Source organism: Vibrio stylophorae (genome assembly GCF_921293875.1).
Taxonomy (GTDB): Bacteria; Pseudomonadota; Gammaproteobacteria; order Enterobacterales; family Vibrionaceae; genus Vibrio_A; species Vibrio_A stylophorae.
This window is the reverse complement of the sequence record NZ_CAKLDI010000001.1, coordinates 526,852-548,858: the sequence shown is the minus strand read 5'-3', so window position 1 is coordinate 548,858 and position 22,007 is coordinate 526,852. Positions and strand designations below refer to the sequence as shown.

19 protein-coding genes are annotated in these 22,007 nt (G+C 48.7%); 8 read left to right on the top strand and 11 right to left on the bottom strand.

All coding sequences use genetic code 11. From position 1 onward, the window contains the following. Positions 1-252 precede the first annotated feature (252 nt). From mutH to L9P36_RS02550, 3 genes are all read left to right on the top strand, one after another. The gene (mutH, locus tag L9P36_RS02560) at positions 253-942 is read left to right on the top strand and encodes a DNA mismatch repair endonuclease MutH (RefSeq protein WP_237464661.1); all 690 of its coding nucleotides are present in this window, start codon (positions 253-255) and stop codon (positions 940-942) included. Between the two features lie 72 nt (positions 943-1,014). After that, positions 1,015-1,776, top strand: a complete 762-nt coding sequence (locus L9P36_RS02555; RefSeq protein WP_237464659.1) for a TerC family protein — start codon at positions 1,015-1,017, stop codon at positions 1,774-1,776. Between the two features lie 8 nt (positions 1,777-1,784). Further along, a complete protein-coding gene (locus tag L9P36_RS02550; RefSeq protein ID WP_237464657.1) occupies positions 1,785-2,834 on the top strand; it encodes an NADP(H)-dependent aldo-keto reductase in 1,050 nt (349 codons plus the stop codon). Between the two features lie 95 nt (positions 2,835-2,929). On the opposite strand, the gene L9P36_RS02545 is transcribed toward L9P36_RS02550, so the two are convergent. The 7 genes from L9P36_RS02545 to xerD all read right to left on the bottom strand — a co-directional run bounded on the left by L9P36_RS02545 (position 2,930) and on the right by xerD (position 11,191). Continuing rightward, complete coding sequence (locus L9P36_RS02545) at positions 2,930-4,261, bottom strand: sigma-54-dependent transcriptional regulator (RefSeq protein ID WP_237464655.1); 1,332 nt, start codon at positions 4,259-4,261, stop codon at positions 2,930-2,932. Positions 4,262-4,532: 271 nt separating this feature from the next. Next, positions 4,533-6,038 carry a lysine--tRNA ligase gene (lysS, locus tag L9P36_RS02540; RefSeq protein ID WP_237464653.1) on the bottom strand — a complete coding sequence of 502 codons (1,506 nt, stop codon included), beginning with the start codon at positions 6,036-6,038 and terminating at the stop codon, positions 4,533-4,535. Between the two features lie 9 nt (positions 6,039-6,047). Beyond that, a protein-coding gene (gene prfB / locus L9P36_RS02535) for a peptide chain release factor 2 (RefSeq protein ID WP_237464651.1) occupies positions 6,048-7,146 on the bottom strand; the annotation gives its coding sequence in 2 pieces (ribosomal slippage) (positions 6,048-7,070 and positions 7,072-7,146; 1,098 coding nt in all). 206 nt (positions 7,147-7,352) lie between these two features. Then, on the bottom strand, positions 7,353-7,652 hold the full coding sequence (locus L9P36_RS02530) for a hypothetical protein (protein WP_237464649.1): 300 nt from the start codon (positions 7,650-7,652) through the stop codon (positions 7,353-7,355). After that, positions 7,652-9,376 carry a single-stranded-DNA-specific exonuclease RecJ gene (recJ, locus tag L9P36_RS02525; RefSeq protein WP_237464647.1) on the bottom strand — a complete coding sequence of 575 codons (1,725 nt, stop codon included), beginning with the start codon at positions 9,374-9,376 and terminating at the stop codon, positions 7,652-7,654. The genes L9P36_RS02530 and recJ overlap by 1 nt, the downstream gene beginning before the upstream one ends. A 106-nt stretch (positions 9,377-9,482) precedes the next feature. Next, positions 9,483-10,181, bottom strand: coding sequence for a bifunctional protein-disulfide isomerase/oxidoreductase DsbC (dsbC, locus tag L9P36_RS02520; protein ID WP_237464645.1), 699 nt, complete (start codon positions 10,179-10,181; stop codon positions 9,483-9,485). A gap of 107 nt (positions 10,182-10,288) precedes the next feature. Beyond that, entirely contained in the window at positions 10,289-11,191 is a 903-nt protein-coding gene (gene xerD / locus L9P36_RS02515) for a site-specific tyrosine recombinase XerD (protein WP_435532755.1), read from the bottom strand. A gap of 190 nt (positions 11,192-11,381) precedes the next feature. Between xerD and fldB the strand changes: the two genes are divergently transcribed. Then, positions 11,382-11,906, top strand: a complete 525-nt coding sequence (gene fldB, locus L9P36_RS02510; RefSeq protein ID WP_237464643.1) for a flavodoxin FldB — start codon at positions 11,382-11,384, stop codon at positions 11,904-11,906. A 240-nt stretch (positions 11,907-12,146) separates the two neighbouring features. Beyond that, positions 12,147-12,704 (top strand): DUF6985 domain-containing protein, encoded by a 558-nt coding sequence (locus L9P36_RS02505; protein WP_237464641.1) that lies wholly within the window; start codon positions 12,147-12,149, stop codon positions 12,702-12,704. 117 nt (positions 12,705-12,821) lie between these two features. On the opposite strand, the gene brnQ is transcribed toward L9P36_RS02505, so the two are convergent. Further along, a complete protein-coding gene (gene brnQ / locus L9P36_RS02500) occupies positions 12,822-14,192 on the bottom strand; it encodes a branched-chain amino acid transport system II carrier protein (protein WP_237464639.1) in 1,371 nt (456 codons plus the stop codon). 384 nt (positions 14,193-14,576) lie between these two features. Between brnQ and L9P36_RS02495 the strand changes: the two genes are divergently transcribed. Both L9P36_RS02495 and srmB read left to right on the top strand, forming a co-directional pair. Beyond that, complete coding sequence (locus tag L9P36_RS02495; RefSeq protein WP_237464637.1) at positions 14,577-15,272, top strand: tRNA1(Val) (adenine(37)-N6)-methyltransferase; 696 nt, start codon at positions 14,577-14,579, stop codon at positions 15,270-15,272. Positions 15,273-15,317: 45 nt separating this feature from the next. After that, complete coding sequence (gene srmB, locus L9P36_RS02490; RefSeq protein ID WP_237464636.1) at positions 15,318-16,607, top strand: ATP-dependent RNA helicase SrmB; 1,290 nt, start codon at positions 15,318-15,320, stop codon at positions 16,605-16,607. Positions 16,608-16,695: 88 nt separating this feature from the next. On the opposite strand, the gene L9P36_RS02485 is transcribed toward srmB, so the two are convergent. The 3 genes from L9P36_RS02485 to L9P36_RS02475 form a co-directional block, all read right to left on the bottom strand. Further along, positions 16,696-18,486 (bottom strand): ABC transporter substrate-binding protein, encoded by a 1,791-nt coding sequence (locus L9P36_RS02485; RefSeq protein WP_237464635.1) that lies wholly within the window; start codon positions 18,484-18,486, stop codon positions 16,696-16,698. A 314-nt stretch (positions 18,487-18,800) separates the two neighbouring features. After that, entirely contained in the window at positions 18,801-19,580 is a 780-nt protein-coding gene (gene yaaA, locus L9P36_RS02480; RefSeq protein WP_237464634.1) for a peroxide stress protein YaaA, read from the bottom strand. 125 nt (positions 19,581-19,705) lie between these two features. After that, positions 19,706-21,142 carry an alanine/glycine:cation symporter family protein gene (locus L9P36_RS02475; protein ID WP_237467833.1) on the bottom strand — a complete coding sequence of 479 codons (1,437 nt, stop codon included), beginning with the start codon at positions 21,140-21,142 and terminating at the stop codon, positions 19,706-19,708. Between the two features lie 653 nt (positions 21,143-21,795). Here L9P36_RS02475 and L9P36_RS02470 point away from each other — a divergent pair. Continuing rightward, on the top strand, positions 21,796-21,972 hold the full coding sequence (locus L9P36_RS02470; RefSeq protein WP_237464633.1) for a DUF3545 family protein: 177 nt from the start codon (positions 21,796-21,798) through the stop codon (positions 21,970-21,972). The last annotated feature ends 35 nt before the right edge of the window (positions 21,973-22,007 follow it).

Sequence of the window (22,007 nt, the reverse complement as noted above, 5' to 3'; positions counted from 1 at the left end):
CAACCATGTGTCACTTAATTTTGAACTTATCCTCAATCCCTGTGGATATCTTTGTGTGAGAACGCCGGACAACCGTTGAAAGATCGTTTTTTGTGCATCGCAAAATATTGAACAATCTTTCTCAAAGCCAATAAAAATGCGGTTTCGCTAATTGAGGAGAACAAACCTTATCCACCACGCAATGATCTTGGTGTTTTTTTAATCGATCCAAAAATGGATCATCCTAGCGACAAAGCATGATAAAATTTCGCAATGAATCCACACCCTTCGCCACCTCAAAGTGAAGATCAACTGCTTGCTCGTGCAGCGGATCTCTGCGGCCAAAATTTCGCACAATTGGCGCACATTGCCGGTATTTCTGTGCCCGCAGATCTTCGCCGAGACAAAGGCTGGGTGGGTCAATTACTCGAATGGCATTTAGGTGCCAGTGCCGGAAGCCGCCCAGAGCCTGACTTTCCGCATTTAGGGATTGAGCTAAAAACCCTACCTATGGGTTACCAAGGGCAACCACTGGAAACCACCTTTGTCTGTGTCGCGCCACTCACAGGGATCACCAACGTCACCTGGCAGCAATGCCATTTACGCCATAAATTAGCGCGCGTTTTGTGGCTTCCCATTGAAGGCGAGCGAGACATTCCGCTGGCCCAGCGCCGCGTTGGCCCTGCGATTTTATGGTCTCCGAACGCGCAAGAAGAAGCGCAGCTCAAAGCCGATTGGGAAGAGCTCATGGAGTCCATCGCTCTGGGTGAAAGTCAGCACATTAGTGCCAGCCGCGGTGAAGTGCTCCAGCTTCGCCCCAAAGCCGCCCATGGCCAAGTCAAAACCCGAGCCTTTGATAGCGAAGGCAATGCCATTCAAGCTCAGCCCAAGGGCTTCTATCTCAAAAAATCCTTTACTGGTGCGATCATTGCGCGCCATTTCTCAGTTGATCAATCTAACTAGAGAATTGCTCGCGGCAAAAATCGCTTCCCTGCTATATTTACAACCCATTGATTTCAATTACGGATATACACCATGGAATGGTTCGCCGATCCCAACGCTTGGGTCGCTCTTTTTACCCTGACGGCGCTAGAGATAGTTTTAGGCATCGATAACATTATCTTTATTAGTATTTTGGTGGGCCGACTACCAGAGCACCAACGTCAGCGCGGCCGAGTATTAGGCTTAGCTCTGGCGATGATCACTCGCATTTTACTGCTGCTTTCACTGAGCTGGATGATGCGTCTGACCGAACCGCTTTTTAGCCTCTGGCAGTGGGATTTCTCGGGACGGGATCTGATATTAATCTTTGGCGGCCTCTTTTTACTGGGGAAAAGTACCCACGAAATTCACGCCAGTCTTGAGGGCAGTGAAGAATCACATCAGCAATCTACGGTCAGCGCCAGCTTTATGAGTATTCTGATCCAAATCGCAATTATCGATATCGTTTTCTCTCTCGACTCGGTGATTACCGCCGTGGGCCTTGCGGATCACATTAGTGTGATGGTGATTGCGATTTTAATCTCGGTGGGCATTATGATGATTGCCGCCAAACCCATTGGTGACTTTGTGGATCGCCACCCCACCATTAAAATTTTGGCTTTAAGCTTTTTGATTTTGGTCGGCATGACCTTGATGGGTGAAGGTTTTGGCCTGCATATTCCAAAGGGATATGTGTACTTTGCCATGGCATTTTCTTTGGCTGTGGAGTTTGTCAATTTGCGTATTCGCAGCAAGCGCCTATCGAAGAAACAAGCCCAGGAGCAAACCATTTTGCTGCATAAAAAACTGCCTTAGGAGAAGTGATGAAATACAACACCATTGCGCATAGCGATTTAAAAGTAAGCCAAATCTGTTTGGGTACCATGACCTTTGGTGCGCAAAATAGTGAGTCACAGGCGCACCAGCAGCTTGATTATGCGCTGGCGCATGGTGTGAATTTTATCGATACGGCAGAGATGTATCCGGTCCCACCCGAAGCGAAAAACCAAGGCGATACCGAGCGCTTTATCGGCTCTTGGATCGCCAAACGTCGCGATCGCAGCGATTTTATTCTCGCCAGTAAAGTCGCCGGGCCGCGCAATATGCCGCATATTCGCGAAGGCAGCGGCTATAGCAAAACGAGTATTCGCCAAGCGCTGCTTGATTCGCTATCGCGCCTGAACACCGATTATCTCGACCTCTATCAGCTCCATTGGCCTGAGCGTATCACCAACTGTTTTGGCCAGCTCAACTACGCTCAGAATCAAGCTAATTACGATAAACAAGCGCAAATCAATTGTATTGGCGAAACCCTAGAGGCGTTGAGTCAGCTCAAGCAAGAAGGACTCGTTCGCCATATTGGGCTTTCTAATGAAACCCCTTGGGGTGTGATGCGCTTTTTGCAGCTCAGCGAGCTGCAATCCATGGCGCGGATGATCACCATTCAAAACCCCTATAACTTGCTTAATCGCAGTTTTGAAGTGGGACTGAGTGAAATCTGTGATTATGAAGGCATCGGTTTACTGGCCTACTCACCGCTGGCATTTGGCGTGCTCAGTGGCAAATATCTCAATGGACAAAAACCAGAAGGCGCAAGGCTTAGTCTCTTTGCGCGCTTTCAGCGCTATAACAATCCACAAGCACTGGCGGCCACACAGGCTTATGTCACGCTGGCTCAGCAGCATGACTTGGATCCGGCGCAAATGGCGCTGGCATTTGTTAATAGCCGCTCCTTTGTCGCCAGCAATATTATTGGCGCGACGACACTTGAGCAGCTCAAAGACAATATCAACAGCGTTGAGCTCTCACTCTCTGCTGAAGTGCTTGATGGCATAGAGGCGATCGCCAAGCAATATAGCAACCCTGCGCCTTAATCTGCTTTCGAACCTCTCGGCTTTCCAACAATGCCAAAAAGAGCGACCTATCGTCGCTCTTTTTAATCTTCACTATCGCAATAGTATCACCATGACTAAGCTGGTTTTTTCGCCCGTGGTGAGGGCACCAAATCATGCTTATTCAACAAGCGGTACATAGTGGCACGCGAAACGCCTAACTCTTTCGCCGCCGCCGTCACTTGCCCATTGTGCATCTCCAGCACTGAAACCAGAGCATCACGCTCCGAGTCTTCACGGGCTTTTCGCAAGCTATGGCGCAAATCATTGTTGTGCGGAATATCAAGGTGCTCCGCTTCAATCAAATGATGATCCGCCAGTAACACCGCACGTTTGACGATATTAATCAGCTCACGCACATTGCCCGGCCAACTATAGCTTTGCAAAATTTGCTTAGCCGAATCCGACACACTACGCGCTTGGCTGGCATATTCGCGCGCAAATTTTTGCACAAAGTGCTCCGCCAGCAAGCAAATATCCATGCTGCGCTCACGCAGTGGTGGTACTTGAATCCGCAGTACATTCAAGCGATAAAAAAGATCCTCTCGAAAACGCCCTTCACTCACCGCTTTTTCCAGATCCATATGCGTCGCCGCAATCACCCGCACATCTTTGTGATGACCCAATTGGCTGTTTTGCTGACCATTTTCCTGTAGAAAATGGAGCAATTCCGCCTGCATTTCAGTGGAAAGATCGCCCACCTCATCAATATATAAGGTGCCATGATTGGCCTCAGAAAAGGCCACAGTCGCCAGCTCTTCCATGGAGATATCACTGGCCACAGATTGCTCTGCAATCTGTCTGCCTACCGCAACAAAAGGACCTTTACCGCGCGGCGAAGCGTTATGCAGCGCCTTGGCCACCAGCTCTTTGCCGGTACCGTTCTCACCCGTCACTAGAACCGCAACATCAGTGGGGGCAACGCGGCGCAGCTGCTCGCGTAATTTACGCATCGCCGAAGAATCACCGAGCAGACCCATATCATGGTGATCACTTAAATGCGGCCACATATGGCATTCCAGCTGCAACATACCAAGCTGATGACCCAGAGCAGCAAGCAGCTGATTATCAGGAACTGGCGCGGTAAAATAGTCCAAACAGAAATTAACGATAAACTGGCAAATCACTTCGCTACTGAGCTGATCATCGCGGACCAAGGCCATCCAGCGGACTTGTTTATTTTTATTCGCAAGACTTGCCACGCCCTGCAAACTAAAATCATCATGGCTGAGATCGGCAATGCCGATACAAGGGCCAATCTCTTGAAAGAGCGCCTGTGCTGCGCGCAAATCTAAACAACGATGACAGCGCCAGCCGGCCCGCTCAAGCAGTTGCAACCAGCTGTCATTCCCACCACCGACAATGACCAAAGTGCCTGGTTTGGTTACTTTTCTATTGCGAAATGGCATGGCTTTACCCCTTCCCTTTGCGGCCACCTGTGATGGCGCGCCACTGTTGATTGCATTCATGTTGAAAGCATAGTCAAAAATGTGAGACACAAACCAAAAGATTGTGGCATCAATTTTGTCGGCACTTAGGCATCGCGCCTTGGATGGCCGCCGATTTTTCCTTTTTTGAAAAAAGAATCGGCTTATCACTTCAATGCGCACCGCTCGGCAAATTCGGCCCATAAAAAAACCGAGGCCAAAGCCTCGGTTTTTCATCTATTCAATACAATGATTATGCTTGTGGGCGCATTGCAGGGAATAGGATCACGTCACGGATGGTGTGCGTGTCGGTAAATAGCATCGCCAAACGGTCGATACCAATGCCTTGACCAGCTGTTGGCGGCAAACCGTGCTCTAGTGCAGTGATGTAGTCTGCATCGTAGAACATGGCTTCATCATCACCAGACTCTTTAGCTTCAACCTGCGCTTTAAAGCGTGCATCTTGGTCTTCTGCATCGTTCAACTCTGAGAAGCCATTTGCCACTTCACGACCACCGATGAAAAATTCAAAACGGTCTGTGATAAATGGGAAGTCATCATTACGACGTGCCAGCGGAGAGATGTCTGCTGGGTAGCCAGTGATAAAGGTTGGCTGAATCAGTTTAGGCTCTGCGGTTTCACCAAAGATCTCTTCAAGAAGCTGACCACAAGTCCAGAAATCTTCCACTTCAACGTGAACAGATTTCGCAATCGCCACCATATGGTCACGATCTTGTACTTTGTCATAATCCAAAGCTTGAATCTCTGCGTGATCAGGGTTGTATTGCTTGATCGCATCCAACATGCTCATACGCGCATATTTACCACCAAACTCAACCATTTGATCGCCATAAGGCATTGCCGTTGCACCCAAGACTTCAACAGCCACAGAGCTCAGCATCTCTTCAGTGAGATCCATTAGATCTTGGTAGTCTGCGTACGCCATATAGAATTCCATCATGGTGAATTCAGGGTTATGACGTGGTGATAGACCTTCGTTACGGAAGTTACGGTTGATTTCGAATACACGCTCAAAACCACCCACAACCAAACGCTTCAAGTAAAGCTCAGGTGCGATACGAAGATACATATCGATATCTAGCGCATTGTGATGGGTCACAAATGGACGTGCAGACGCGCCGCCAGGGATCACGTGCATCATTGGTGTTTCCACTTCCATAAAGCGTTTTGACACCATGAAGTTACGGATCGCAGTCACCAACTTAGAGCGAATTTCAAAGGCGCGACGAGAATCTTCATTGACGATCAGATCAACGTAACGTTGACGATAACGCATCTCTTGGTCAGTCAGACCGTGGAACTTCTCTGGCAATGGACGCAGTGCTTTGGTCAATAGTTGGAACTGCTCCATATTGACGTAAAGGTCACCCTTGCCTGATTTGTGCAATGCACCAGTCACACCGATGATGTCACCGATATCTAGACCTTGATATTTGTCTTTTAGCTCGTTTTGAACGGCTTTATCTGCATATGCCTGAATACGGCCAGAGACTTCTTGAATCACCAAGAATGGACCGCGCTTCGCCATTACACGACCAGCCACTGACACAACTTTGTTCAGTGCTTCAAGCTCTTCTTTGGTCTTCTCACCAAACTCGGCCTGCAGATCGCCCGCAAGATGTTGGCGACGGAATTCGTTTGGGTGGCCGTTGGCCTTACAGTTTTGACGAATGTGATCAAGCTTGCCGCGACGTTCGGCAATCAGCTTATTTTCGTCTTGTTGAACTTGCTCAGTCATGATGTTTCCTTATAAGCCAGATTTCAGGCTAGCTTCGATAAATTTGTCGAGATCACCGTCAAGAACCGCTTGCGTATTGCGATTCTCAACGCCAGTGCGTAGATCTTTAATACGTGAATCATCCAGCACATAAGAACGAATTTGACTGCCCCAGCCGATATCTGACTTGGCATCTTCGCTCGCTTGTTTTTCAGCATTTTGTTTTTGTAGCTCAAGCTCAAACAGTTTTGCTTTCAACTGCTTCATCGCTTGGTCTTTGTTCTTATGCTGTGAACGTTCGTTCTGACACTGTACCACGGTATTGGTTGGTACGTGGGTAATACGTACCGCTGATTCCGTGGTGTTCACGTGCTGACCACCCGCACCTGACGCGCGGTATACATCGATACGCAAATCAGCTGGGTTGATATCAATCGCGATATTGTCATCCACTTCAGGATAAACAAACGCAGAGGCAAATGATGTATGACGGCGACCGCCGGAATCAAATGGTGATTTACGAACCAAACGGTGCACGCCCGTTTCAGTACGCAGCCAGCCATAGGCATACTCACCCACCACACGAATGGTTGCAGATTTCAAACCCGCGACATCGCCTTCAGATACTTCAATGACTTCCGCTTTAAAGCCTTTGGCTTCTGCCCAGCGCAAGTACATACGAAGCATCATCGAGGTCCAATCCTGCGCTTCTGTACCGCCAGAGCCAGCTTGTAGGTCAAGGTAGCAATCAGATGCATCATGATCGCCTGCGAACATGCGACGAAACTCAAGTTTCGCCAACTCATCTTCAAGCGATTTAAGCTCAGGGTCAATCTCATCGAAAGTTTCTTGGTCTTGCTCTTCAACAGCAAGCTCAAGTAGGCCTTCCACATCTTCCACACCTTGCTCTAGGGTGTCGATGGTTTTTACCACGGCTTCCAATGCAGAACGTTCGCGGCCCAGTGCTTGTGCACGCTCCGGCTCATTCCATACATCGGGTTGCTCTAATTCTGCGTTGACTTCTTCAAGACGCTCAGCTTTGGCGTCATAGTCAAAGATACCCCCGAAGGACGTTGGTGCGTTCAGCAACATCCTGCAGACGATTTTTAATCGGATTGATTTCGAACATGGGTCAAATGGTTCTTATGAGTTATGGATACAATTTAACCGCGAAATTCTAATCAAAACCGCCTCGAAGTTACAGGGCTTTTTTGTCTCAAATCAGAGCGGGCCTGATGTGAATCAAGCAAAAAAAAGTGATGCGCAGCAAAGCTGCGCAATTTGTTGCAAAAACCGCCAGATTCATGGGCGCTAACTGACGGATTTACAATCGAATTAGGCGAAAGGATCGCGCTCGTAGGTGGGAATCAGGAAATCAGCTTCATCAAAAGCCACCTGCTTTTTCTTTTCACTGAGCGTGATGCCGTAAATTTCACGATGGCAATGATCCATCAGTAAATTCAGCTCGGTCTCGGATAAAATACCCAACTGCTGGGCCAATGTGACTTGCCCTTCAATTTTACCTTTGAGCTGATGCCAGCACGGCTCATGATGATTGGGCTGGCGCTGCTCCATGCGATAAAGCGCCAGAAGATGTTGACTCAATAATTCATGGACCGTCTGCTTTTCATCCATTACAGCACCTCGATATGTTCCACTAAAAGTTGCAGCGATTCATTGCCGCGATAAAGATTAATGTCTAATCGGTACACCAAGCGTACCTGTTTCACTGAAAGATCAGGCCAACGCGCCAAATCCACATTAAAAGCAATCGCATCCACAGGCGCGCCGCCTGCTTTGGGTTCGAGCATCATTTTCAAATGCTTTTGCCCTACCAAGCGCTGCTGAATCAGTTTAAATTCACCATCAAATAATGGCTCAGGGAAACCTTGCCCCCATGGTCCACCTTGGCGCAGCAAATGCGCGGTGGCCAAATTAAATTCATCAGCCTGCAATGCACCATCAGTAACCATCACGCCTTTGAGATGATCTTCACCCAGCTGCTCACTGACGGCTTGATCAAAGGCTTTGCTAAAGGCTTGATATTGTTCCTGTGCAATGGATAAACCCGCAGCCATGGCATGGCCACCAAATTTAACAATCAACCCAGGATGTAGGCGATCAACCTGCTCCAGCGTATCGCGCATATGTAAACCCGCGATAGAGCGTGCGGAGCCTTTGAGTAAGCCATCGCCAGCATCTGCAAAGGCAATCACCGGACGGTGAAATTGCTCTTTAATGCGCGATGCCAGAATGCCAATCACCCCTTGATGCCAGTCACGCTGAAATAGCGTTAGCCCACAGGGCAAGCTCGCTTCATTCAGGGTGAGCTGCTGACACAGCGCCAGTGCCTCTTGCTTCATCCCCGCTTCAATCTCTTTGCGGGTTTGATTCAGTGCATCCAGCTCGCTGGCCATGCGTCTTGCCGCTTCAATATGTGCGGTTAATAGCAGCTCCACACCAAAGGACATATCATCCAAACGCCCTGCGGCATTAATCCGAGGCCCTAGCGCAAAGCCCAAATCACTGGCGACCAAACGCCCCGCCTCGCGATTAGATACCTCAATCAGCGCTTGAATGCCTGGGCGGCATTTACCAGCGCGAATGCGCGCTAAACCTTGGTGCACCAAAATTCGGTTGTTGTCATCTAGCGCTACCACATCAGCCACTGTGCCTAGGGCAACCAAATCCAGTAGCTCAGCCAAATTGGGCTCGCTTATCCCTTGCTGGGCAAACCAGTCGTCTTGGCGCAAATGCGCACGCAATGCCAGCATCACATAAAAAGCGACACCAACACCAGCCAAGGATTTTGAAGGAAATCCGCAATCATTTAGGTTGGGATTTACCATGGCGTCCGCGGCTGGCAGAACATCACCGGGCAAGTGGTGGTCGGTGACCAGCACTTTCATCCCCGCTTGGTGCGCAGCATTCACCCCTGCAATCGAGGACACGCCGTTATCCACGGTCATAATCAAATCAGCGCCGCGCGCTTCAACCTGCGCCACCACCTCAGGACTGAGACCATAGCCATCATCAAAACGATTGGGCACCAAATAATCAACCCGTTTTGCCCCCAACATCCGTAGTGCCAATACGCTAAGCGCTGAGCTCGTTGCGCCATCGGCATCAAAATCACCGACCACCATAATGCGCCACTGTTCTTTCACCGCTTGCGCGAGCAGCGTAATGGCTTGGCTCATACCAACAAAGCTATCAAAACCATGCAACTGCCCTAAGGATCGCGGAAATTGTGCCTCGCTATACACACCACGCGCGGCATAAAGGCGCTGTAAAATCGCAGGCGTTTGATCACTAAATTGGCTGGTATCACCAAGGGGGCGTTGCTGAATGTCGATCATTGATATCTCTTACGGATGGCGGAATGCCCCATTATAGGCAGAGGCGTAAATGAACAAAACCCTGCAAGAGCAGGGTTTTGATATCAATAGGAAAAGCCAATCAGACTTAGCGTGATTGCAATACCTGTAGCATCGCATTGGCAGGGCGATATCCTGGCAGTAGCGTGCCATCATCCAGTAGCACAGCGGGCGTACCGTTGACACCCACTTGCGCGCCAAATTGATAATGTTTGGCAATGATATCAAGGCAGCTCTTACCATCACCGGCAACAGCTTTACCCGCTTTACCATCGGTCATTGCTTGCGCGGGATCCTTGGCACACCAAATATTGCTGAGCAAATGGCCAGTTTGTGAATCTACGCCGTGGCGTGGGTAAGCCAAATAACGCACGGTGATCCCAGCATCAAGATAGTCTTGTAGCTCTTGGTGCAGTTTTTGGCAGTAGCCACAGCTGGTATCCGTAAATACCGTAATGGCGTACTTCTCTTTTGGCGCTTTATAGACAATGGCTGTTGGCAATAGTGCCTCTAGCTGTTTTTTCACCACAGCGGCAGCTACGTCGGTAATGCCTGTTTCACCAATCTTAAACATTTTGCCATGAATAAAATATTGGCCGTCATCAGAGGCATAGAAAATACCTTGATCCGTAGCAACCAATTTCAAACCTGCAACTGGAGAGGCTTGCACAGACTCAACGTTTAAACCGAGCTTGGCAAATTGCGTTTGAATGGCTGCATCATCGGCGTGCGCAGGCAAAACAAAACTCAGGGTTAAGGCGATGCCAGTTAAGGTGCGTCGCAACATAGATACTCTTCCTCATCAACAAAATTGCCTTGCATTGGAGCAGGCAAAATCCAATAAGTTCCTATTGTGCCAGTGATTTAACAAAAAATGACAGCACTTGGTTAAAATTATGCGCGCGGATGATGGGTTTGGTGTAAAGCCTTCAAACGCTCAGTCGCAACATGGGTATAGATTTGCGTCGTCGATAGATCGCTATGCCCCAGCAACATCTGTACCACGCGCAAATCAGCGCCATGATTGAGCAAATGCGTGGCAAACGCATGACGCAGCACGTGCGGTGAAAGTGCTTCAGCATCGATTCCCGCGCGCGTTGCATAGAGTTTAATACGATGCCAAAAGGTTTGCCGCGTCATCATGCGGGCGCGGCGACTTGGGAACACCACATCCGAACTCACTTCACCGAGCAGTTGTGGCCGGCCATGGGTCAAAAACTGCTCAATGGCATCCATCGCAGCATCGCCCATAGGCACCAAACGCTCTTTACCGCCTTTGCCCACCACTCGCACTGCGCCTTGGCGCAAACTCATATTTTCCAGAGTCAAGCTCACCAGCTCAGTCACCCGCAATCCCGTGGCATAGAGTAGCTCTAACATGGCGTAATCGCGCATCTCAATGGGATCATCGAGCTGCGGCGCATCGAGCAAGGCTTCCACTTCCGTTTCACTGAGCGATTTGGGTAAGCGCGCGGGCAATTTAGGGCTGAGCAAAAGGGCGCTAGGGTCATCTTCACGCAATTTTTCGCGAAAGAGATATTGGAATAAGCGACGTAGCGCCGAAGTCATTCGCGCGCGGCTACTTTGCTTATAGTGGCGAGATTCTAGCCACCACTGATAGTTTTGCAGCTGCTCTGCACTCACCCCCCAAAGGCTACCACCCTGCTCGGCCAGCCAATGGGTGAATTTTTCTAGATCGCTGCGATAAGAGGCCAGCGTATTTTCAGCCAAACCGCGCTCAAGCCACATGGCATCTAAAAACTGCTCCAAGCAAGACACTTCTTGCTCTGAAAGCACAGAAAAGGGGGATGGCTGCGACACGTCGAACACTCCAAAATTCAGCATGCTCTAAAGGTACTGTATTTATACCCATGAACTCAATGTAAATTAAACCATCCTTACCACCGGCGCCACGGCATGCATTGACCATTGCGACAAGGCTTCCTGATGCGTACTATCAAAACATCATCCACAATGGAACACCGCTATGAAAGTTGGTCTATTTTATGGCTCCAGTACCTGCTACACCGAAATGTGCGCAGAGAAAATCCGCGATATTCTAGGTGCCGATCTCGTACAACTGCACAATGTCAAAGACACCCCACTGAGTGAAATGCAGCACTATGATTTGCTGATTTTAGGGATCTCAACCTGGGACTTTGGTGAGTTACAAGAAGACTGGGGCGTCGTTTGGTCCGATTTAGCCAGCCTCAACCTTAGTGGCAAAGTGGTGGCTCTTTACGGTCTAGGTGACCAAGAGGGCTATGGGGAATGGTATTTAGATGCCATGGGCATGCTCTACCAAGAGCTAGCGCAAAGTGGCGCGCACTTTGTGGGTCAATGGCCAACGTCCGGCTATCACTTTGACCAATCCAAAGCGGTCGTTGATGGTCAATTTGTGGGCCTCGCGCTTGATGAAGACAGCCAATACGACCTCACCGATGAGCGTCTTGCCACTTGGTGTGAACAGGTCATGATCAGCTTTGCTGATTGGCTTGAACAATCCGCTTAATGCCAACTTATTTTATTGATTGTCAAAGCCACGCACCCGCGTGGCTTTTTTATGGTCTGATGTGCTGCATAAAAACTCATTCAGAGTGTGAATACGCGCATGTTTGCTACCTTTACTTTTATCAATAGGAACCGCACACTGACAGGTAACCGATGTGATCTCGCTCCAATAAAGTGTCAGCGTTATCATCTGGGTTCAATCAAAATGGCTCATCAGAATCATCAATAAGGTGCATCACTTATGAATCAGAACTTTTGTCTCAACGAAGAGCGCTGGCAAGGCCAGGGGTACTTTCCGAGTTGGCAAGCCCTGATGCATCACCTGCCTCAACCGCAACGACAAGATGCCATGCTGCCGATGATCTACCTTGCCGATGAGGGCGAGCAAGATCGCGCCCTCAATCGCCAAGAGCGTGATGCCATTGATTGGTTACTCAACCACGAAGCTCAGCTCTATCGCGCGGTGCTCAGCGAGCTTTGGCTTGAATACCATCAGCTACGTGAATATGCCCTCACCTACCTCAGTGATCAGCAGGTCGCCGAGCAATACCCTGAATATCAAGATCCCAGCCAGCTCTTTCATGACATCGGTATTGAGGCTTTTTATATCCATCCCCTCTCTTTTCAAGGCGTGCCCTATCTTGGCGTACAATGCACCTGTCGATGGGAGCCTGAATTGGGTTTAGGTCTGTGCTGCTATGGCACAGAAGTGCTCAGTGTGGGCCAGAGTTTTGAAGCCTTTGTGCGCTGGCAAGCAGACGATCATCTTAGCCAACAGATGGCTGAGCATTGCGATTAATCGCAGCCGTTCTCAGGTTTATCGATTCCACCAGCAAACACACTGAGATTAAGCCGCGTAACTCTCAGCCAATAAAAAAACCACCCGAAGGTGGTTTTTTATCATGCCATTGAGTGTTTAGGCGCTTGCTGGTGTCAATGGTTCACCAGCGCTTCGCTTTAGCGCGAAGCTCAGCAGCAAAGCCACTGCCGTTGGCAACACCCAAGCCATATAGTAGCTATACAAAGGCATATAGGCTGTTGCGGCGCTAAATATTGGTGCAAGCGTCAGGTTAATCGCTGCATCTTTGGCCATAAAGGTTGAACAGAAGAAGCTCAAGGCATCAAACAGTGCAAAGGCAAAGGCCACACCAATCACCAAGGCATAAGCCAAACGAGGGTTTGGCAACCAGCGACGAACAAAGGTCAAGGCGATCAGCGCAATGGCGACTGGATACATGGCAAATAGCACAGGCAATGACAACGTCATCAACTGAGTCAAACCCACATTGGCAACAATGCCGCAGGCAACCGCGTTAATCACCACCCATTGCTTATAACTAAGCGGGCTAATGGTGCTGAAGTAATCTGAAACCGCACTCACCAAACCAACCACTGTGGTAAAGCAAGCCAAAATCACAATCACTGACAGAATCATCAAACCATAAGAGCCAAATAGCGCTGGCACATAGGCAGTTAGGATATCCGTCCCCTTAGTCAAACCCTGTGCGACGTTACCGCTGGTTGCACCCAGATAAACCAAAGAAAGATAAACAAAGGCCAAACCAGCTGCGGCAATCAAACCCGCAGCAATCAGATAGTGGCAGGTTTTGGTGCTATCGGTGATGCCCTTTTTACGCAGCACATCAACAATCAACATCCCGAACATCAAAGATGCAAAGGCGTCCATGGTTTGATAGCCGTTGACGAAACCATTGGTAAAGGCCTGGTCGACATAGGTACCTTTGGCGGCAAGAATTTCGCCCTGTGGATTCACGATGACCGCAATCGCCAAGGCAGCCAATGCGATAAACAATGCTGGTGTTAAGAACTTACCAATCATGTCAATCATGCTGCCACGTGACCATGCAAACAGCATGGCAAGGCCAAAGAAGATCAAAGAAAATAGAATGATTGACCATGAGCTTGCTTGCAGGCCCGCAGACAAATAAGGCTTCACGCCCATGTCAAAGGCCACCAAACCCGCACGTGGCGCTGCGTAAGCAGGACCAATCACGATAAAAATCGCAATCGCAATCAGCATTGCAATTTTAGCCGGCAGGTCGCGCGTCAATCCGCTCCAACCGCCGCCAGAAATCGCGACTGCAATAATACCAAGCAGGGGTAGACCGACACCCGTAAAGAGGAAACCAAACATGGCAGGTACCAGGTTTTCGCCCGCTTGTTGACCCAACTCTGGCGGTAGCATGATATTGCCCGCCCCAAGGAAGAAAGCAAAGGTCATAAAGCCCAATGCCAAAATATCGGAGATTTTTAACGACTGCTTCACGTTATCCTCACCCTCTTTCGCTGCTACAATGGCACAAATAGTTTACTTATATAGGTTAGCTAAACCGTCTTAGTAGAATTAACTATTCGTGATCTATTTCACGGCATATTGAAGAAGATTTAGACGACAAGCAACCTCTCAGAGAAAAACACCACGATCTTTTCCATGAAAACGAAAATGGCCATATTTTAAACCAAATTTGACCAGTCAATTCAGAATAAAACACCACAACCTAACAATTGACGCTCATTTCATAACCAGAGAATCTGTTGCTTTTTCACTAAACCCTTAATTTATCGCTCGAAAATTAACCAACCGATAGAAAAAATGACGTCCAAACGATTCGATTTTAAACAATTTTCAATTTCCAATGGTCAATGTGGGATGCCAGTGAGCACAGATGCAGTGATTTTAGGTGCATGGTCTTGGCTACCTTTTCAGGGAAATATCTTAGATTTAGGATGCGGAACTGGCGTTCTTAGCCTGATGTGCGCACAAAGACAGGAAAATATTCGCATCCATGCCTTAGATATTGCCAAGAGCGCCATTGAAACCTGTCAGGATAATGTGCTGCAAAGCCCTTGGGCTCATCGTATCGATGTGATTCATCAATCCGTGCAAGATTGGCAACAGCAACATATCGCACAATATGATGCCATCATCTGCAACCCGCCCTATTTTGGTCATGGCTTGCAAGCGCAAAAAACCGATCGCGCCACCGCACGACATGACGACCAACTCAGTCAAACTGCGCTGCTGAGTAGCCTTCGCCAACTACTCAAACCGACCGCTGTTGCGAGTCTCATTTTACCCACCTATGAAGCGCAGCAACTGATCGCACAAGCCAGTGAGCATCAGCTGTATTGCATCGCCCAGTTGGCGATTCACACCACAGCGAAAAAACCATGCCAGCGCATAGCCTTTTGTTTAAGTCCAACGCCTGCCGTGATGCACACCGCCAGTCTGACGATTCATGACGGTGCCGGGTACGATGCGAACTTTATCGCTCTAACACGCGATTTTTACCTGAAATTTGACAGTGAAGGTGATACAGAGCGATCCTCTACTGGGCATTCCTAAACTTTGCTTCTATAATGCCGCCCCCGATGATCACGAGGAGATCCTGTGAGAGATTTTGCCAGCTTAGAGCTTGATGAGTCGCTACTTGAAGCGATTGAACTGCTCAACTATTCACGCCCGACTGAAATTCAAAGCCTAGCGATTCCGCCAGCGCTTGATGGTCAGGATATTATGGCGTCTGCCCCAACCGGCACAGGTAAGACTGCAGCCTTCGCCTTGCCGATGATTCAGCATCTTCTCGACTTTCCTCGTAGCAAACCGGGTCCTGCACGTGTTTTGATCCTGACGCCAACGCGTGAACTCGCGATTCAGGTTGCCGATACCGTGCGTAATTTGGCGCAATTTACCAAGCTCAAAGTGATCACCGTCACCGGTGGCATCTCCTATGAAGATCACGCAGAGTGGCTTGGTAAACCACAGGATATCGTGGTCGCAACGCCGGGTCGTCTGATGGAATATATCGAAGCTGAGCGCTTTGATTGCCGCGCCATTGAATGCTTTGTGCTTGATGAAGCGGACCGTATGTTGGATATGGGCTTTGCTGGCATCGTGCATCGTATCGTTGGTGAGTGTCGCTGGCGCAAACAAAGCCTGCTCTTCTCGGCCACCCTTGAAGGCAAAGGCGTGCGTGATTTTGCGCAAGAGCTACTCGGCGAAGCCACTGTGATCGATGCAGAGCCTTCTCGTCGTGAGCGCAAAAAAATCAACCAATGGTACTACCGCGCGGATGATATGGAGCACAAATGGGCGCTCACGCAACATATCGTGCAAGAGATCGCAGAAAAAACCATCATTTTCATCAAGACCCGTGAACGCCTTGCCGAGCTTCGTAGCCGTTTTGACCAAGCTGGCATTCGCACAGCATGGCTGCAAGGTGAAATGGCCCAAGCGAAGCGCAGCAATTCCATTGAGCGCTTTGCCAAAGGCGATGTGAAAATTCTATTGGCCACCGATGTCGCAGCGCGCGGTATCGATTTGCCAGATGTGACCCATGTCATCAACTACGACATGCCACGCACCGCTGATGTGTTCTTACACCGTATTGGCCGCACCGCGCGAGCAGGCAAAAAAGGCAGCGCTATTGCGATTGTTGAAGCCCATGATCAACCGATGATTGAACGTGTGATGCGCTACCTCGATGAGCCAATTAAAGAGCGCTTTATCGAAGGCCTCAAGCCAAAACACAAAAAACCAGCGTTTGTGAAAAAGAAAAAGAAAAAAGACGGCGATAGCAAAGGCAAAAGCAAAAGCAAAGACGGAAAGAAAAAGACGAAAACCGTTAAAAAGGTTCGCAAAGATAAAGGCAAACCAAAAACGCAAAGCTCTGAAGCCTAATTGATTCACCTCATGACGCAATCAATAGTTCAGTAACGCCGACAAAAACGCACTCCTTGGAGTGCGTTTTTTATTGTGCTCAATCAGCTCATATTGCGGATACCTTTGCCTCAACAGGGCGCAGCGCTAGAAAATGCAGTAGCCGCTCGGGAATATCAGCCCAGCACATGGGCAGTCCCTGCGGATTTTGCTCAAACCACCATCCTTCAAAGCGTGCAGTGCTGTATTGATAGGCCGCATAACCGGTATAAAGCGGCAAAGATGGCAGCGAGCTGGCAATATGCTGCTGCAGCTGATGCGCAATCTCTAATTGCTGCTCAGGCTGCGCGGTTTGCAAAAATGCCTTTAATAAATCATCAATGGCTGAATCATGAAAACCATTGGCCACCCTTGGTTGCCCTTGGGTGGCAGGGCGCGTTGATGAAAAGGCGCCATACCAGTAATCAAAAGGAGAAGCTGAATAGGCATAATTCATCAGCGCCAATTCAAAATTCCCCTGACGCAAACGCAATTCATATTCATTCAGCGGCACCAGCACATGATGCACATTTAACCCAACGCGTCGCCACTGCTCAGCTAGCAAATGCGCTGTGTTATTCCAATCATCCCAGCCCTGTGGGCTTAGCAGTTGCAGCTGAAATGGCGCGCCATGCGGCGTATCACGCCAGCCATCACCATTCACATCGCGATAGCCTAAATCGTCCAATAGGCGAATGGCCTGCTCAGGATTAAATTGCAAATAGGGACGATGCTGCAAATAGGTTCGCCCATCCGCCCAGTGCGCTAATGGTCGACCGAGCCCAGAGGCAAAATCATTCACCTCGCCTTGACCATGGGTAGCGATATCCACAATCAACTGACGATGAATCGCCATGGACAAAGCACGGCGAAACAGTGGCTGATTCAGCGCCTTAGCGATCTCTTGATGCGGGCTGGCAAAATTCAACACCACACTGTTGGTGCCCGCTGCGGGGAACCAATAGCGAAAATGCGGTGAAAGGGCTGCATAGTTGCGATCGATATCAGGTAAAAAGGCGCTGCCCCAATCCACTTGCCCTGACACCAAAGCGCTGTAATAGGCGCTGTTGTTGGCAATTTTTGGCATTTCAATACAATCAATCGCCAGTTTGTCAGCCTGCCAATAGTGAGGATTGCGACACTGCCGATAGGCTTGCTCATCAAATCGTACCACCTGTGTCATGGGACCCGAGCCCACCGGCTCACTATTGCTATAATCGCGCGGATTGGTCACATATTGCCAAATATGCTGCGGCACAATGGGCACGCGACTTAAACGCTCCAAGGCATTATATTGCGGACTTGCAAGGGTGATTTGCAGCTGCTGCGCATTGAGTCGCTGCATCGCTGCAATACGTGGCATCACCAATAGCTGGCACAGTTCAGGATGCTGACGTAAATAATCAAAACTAAAAATCACATCATCCAATGTCAGCGGCTGACCATCAGACCATTTCAACCCTTGTCTTAAGGTGAGGGTCACCACTTTCAAATCATCGCTTAAGGTCACCTGCTCTACCAAGCGTAGATGCAGCGTACCGCTATAAAGCGTATCCACTATCCATAGCGGCTCAAAAATAAATTCGTGGGTGGTGTGCAACCGCTCAGCGACATAGGGATTGAAATTGCGCTGCCACTGCTGATAAAAACGCGGCACCATACGCAGCACGACGGCTTGGTGATTCTGACGGTAACTGGCCTGCGCATTTGATGATGGCGATAGCTGTGCGATGGTTTTGCTCGGCTCAGCGTGATCGCTTGCTTTCATGTTGACGGAGGCAGTGGCGCTGGCGCTTAGCATCAAACACAAGATAAGCCCAAAGGCGTGAAGAAAACCACGTTGTTGATACGATTTGCTCAATCTAATGTCATTCCTTCCTACCATGGGGCGAGGGTTATACCATGCAAGCGATTTGCGAGGTATCCCTCAAAATCGAGCTTGTTAAGAGGGTCACGTCCTCATGCAAGTTCAGATGAGAAAGTAGCCAACCGATAGCATGTCACGATGTGTCCTAATGGCACCATGGCCATGACTTGCTCGATGATGGCGTCAGCAATAGCCAGCTACCAGCGATTCAATACAAATACCAAAAAAGCACCAGACTCGGTGCTTTTTGTGTGCGTTTTGATTGATGATCTTCGCTAAGTTGCAAACGGCAACCTTCACTTTCAGGCTTAAGCCTCTGGCGCATCGCGATGGAAGACCCACTCAGTTGTAGTTGAGAGCTCAGGCACAAAGTAATAACCCGCGACATCAAAGGATTTGATGATTTCAGGTGAGGTCGCTTGCTGATCCATCAAATAACGCGCCATCATGCCACGCGCTTTTTTGGCGAAAAAGCTAATCATCTTGTACTGGCCATTTTTCAGGTCTTTAAACACTGGGGTAATCACCTGCGCTTTGAGCGCCTTAGTCGGTACCGCTTTAAAGTATTCATTGGACGCCAAATTGATCAGCACAGGTGTTTCTTCTGCGGCCAATTCTTGATTGAGCGCTTCCGCCAGCTGAGAGCCCCAAAATTGATAGAGGTTCGCCCCTTTGATGTTATCGAGCTTAGTCCCCATCTCTAAACGATAAGGCTGCATCAGATCCAAAGGTTTCAAAATGCCATATAGACCAGAGAGCATGCGAAAATGTTGCTGTGCCCATGCCAGACTCGCCTCTGACAAAGAGAAGGCATCCAGACCGGTGTAGACATCCCCCTTAAAGGCAAAAATCGCAGGACGTGCATTATCAGGGCTAAAAGGTTGTGCCCAATCAGCAAAGCGCACGGCGTTGAGGCTGGCAATTTTATCGCTCACCTTCATCAACTTCGCAATGTCCACAGGGGTTAATGTTCGGCAGCGTTCAATTAATTGCGCCGACTGGTCAAGAAACGCTGGCTGGGTGTAGCGATCCGTAGGAAGCGGCGTTTCGTAATCAAGTGTTTTAGCTGGGGATACAACAATCAACATAGTGTTTATCTCTCTTAGGCGCGCAATCACTGCCGAAAATGTAGGTCTCTATGATGACAAAAAAAATAGGTCACGCAAGCGGCGTGACCTATTGTTGTCATTGATTCTTTCTGAAGGGTTAGAAATTACAGCTCAGTTGGCTTTTTCTTTTCCCAAATCCCTTCGTCGATCAGCTCATCCAGCTCTGGATATTTGCTGCGGTCAAAGCTTGGTACCTTGCCTTGGCGAAGCTGTTCGTTGTAGTCCTTGGATAGCTTAATCACAGTACCCGATAGCAGAATAATCGCGATTAAGTTGACCACGGCCATCAAGCCCATGGACACATCCGCCATATCCCAAACCAGTTGGACTTTTGACATCGCACCAAACATCACCATCACCAGAACAACCACACGGAAGATGTTCAAACCTGTTTTATGGTTGTGCTCAAGGAACATCAAGTTGGTTTCTGCGTATGAGTAGTTAGCAATGATTGAGGTAAAGGCAAAGAAGAAGATTGCCGTCGCCACAAAGATGCCACCCCAGCTACCCACGTGGGCAGTCATCGCGCGCTGTGTCAGTACAATACCTTCAACTTCAGCACCTGGCTGATACTCACCAGACATCAGGATAATCGCCACAGTCGCAGTACAGATCACAATGGTGTCCATAAATACGCCAAGCATCTGCACATAACCTTGTGATGCTGGGTGTGGTGGATATGGCGTTGCAGACGCAGCGGCGTTTGGCGCAGAGCCCATACCCGCTTCGTTTGAGAACAAACCACGTTTGATCCCTTGCAGCATCGCTTGCTTAATCGTGTACGCTAGGCCACCCGCAGCGGCCTCATGCCAACCAAAGGCACTTTTTACAATCATCGCCAGTACACCTGGTACTTGTTCGATGTTGGCGATCAACACGTAGAAGGCAATGCCCAAGTAAGCAATCGCCATCACTGGCACAACCAACTCTGCGGTACGCGCCACTTTGCGCAAACCACCAAAGATAATCACGCCACTTAAAATCACCAGCGCCACGCCAACCCACATGGCATCAACGCCAAAGGATTGATGCATCGCATCTGCAATTGAGTTGGCCTGTACAGCGTTAAACACCATACCAAAGGCAAGGATCAAGAAGAGCGAGAACAGCACGCCCATCCAGCGCATTCCCAAGCCTTTTTCCATATAGTAGGCAGGACCGCCACGATAGTTGCCATCTTCATCGCGTGTTTTATAAAGCTGTGCAAGGGCACTTTCTGCAAAAGCGGTTGCCATTCCCAACATGGCAATGAGCCACATCCAAAAAACAGCACCTGGACCACCTGCAGTCAATGCAAAAGCCACACCAGCCATGTTGCCGGTACCCACACGGGCGGCCAAGCTGGTACAAAGGGCTTGGAAAGACGAGATACCAGATTTGTCCGCTTTACGGCTGTTTTTCATCACTTTGAACATGTGGCCAAAATGACGGAACTGAATAAACCCTAGACGAATGGTGAAGTAGACACCCACACCAATCAACAAATAGATCAGCACTGAGTTCCACAACAGACCATTAAATAGGTCGATGATTTGCTTCAGAGTTGTCACGTATACACCTCTTTGATTTTTCTGAGTGCCATACTGCTACAAAGTTATCTCCACTTTGCGTAACACAGCATCGCGAGTTTAAGTCCGATTTAAAGGGGGCCCGGAATGGGCAGCGCCGAGCATCAAAATCATGCCGGTCGAATGCAATCAAGAACAGTGCGATTACACCGATGATTGCGTCACAGTTAGTGATAAACGGCGCATGATCATGCAAATAACTTACAATAATTGCAACAAAAATTTAAGGTTGCAAAGAAAACTGGCATAAATATCGCTTAACTAAAAAAACGCAAATAAAAGAACTAACCCTTTGCTCAAACAGGAAAAAAATTCTCAAAAATTATTGGGATTTCAAATTTACCAAGCAAAATCAAAAAAATTTTAGACACATATTTATCCAATCAATCGCGACTTTATCCATCAATTTCACCGTACATTTATCACTCACAGATGAGATTGAGACGCATCTAATACTGCTAAAAATCCTTCACCATGAGCAAATTTTAGCCATGCTTTTTCAACTCGTGATCGACTTCTAATAAAAGATTCATCAGTCAGTAACAAATGAGAAATGCGTCAATTTTATCCTCACCCTACCTATGGTACTTAAGTAGTCAGTCTAAGGAGTAATGCAGAGGTGCACTATGGACGATCTAATGTTTGAAGACTTCATCGATGAACGAGCAAGTCGCGCGCAGAAAAAACCTGCCAAGCGTATGTGGCGTGAAATTGAAGCATTGAAAGATAAACAGCGTCTTCGCAAAGAGCTCGCTGGTATCGACCTGCTTGACGAGTGTCACGACGACATCGACTTTCTCTAATCAAATGAAAATTTTGAATTAAAAAAGGCAGCACA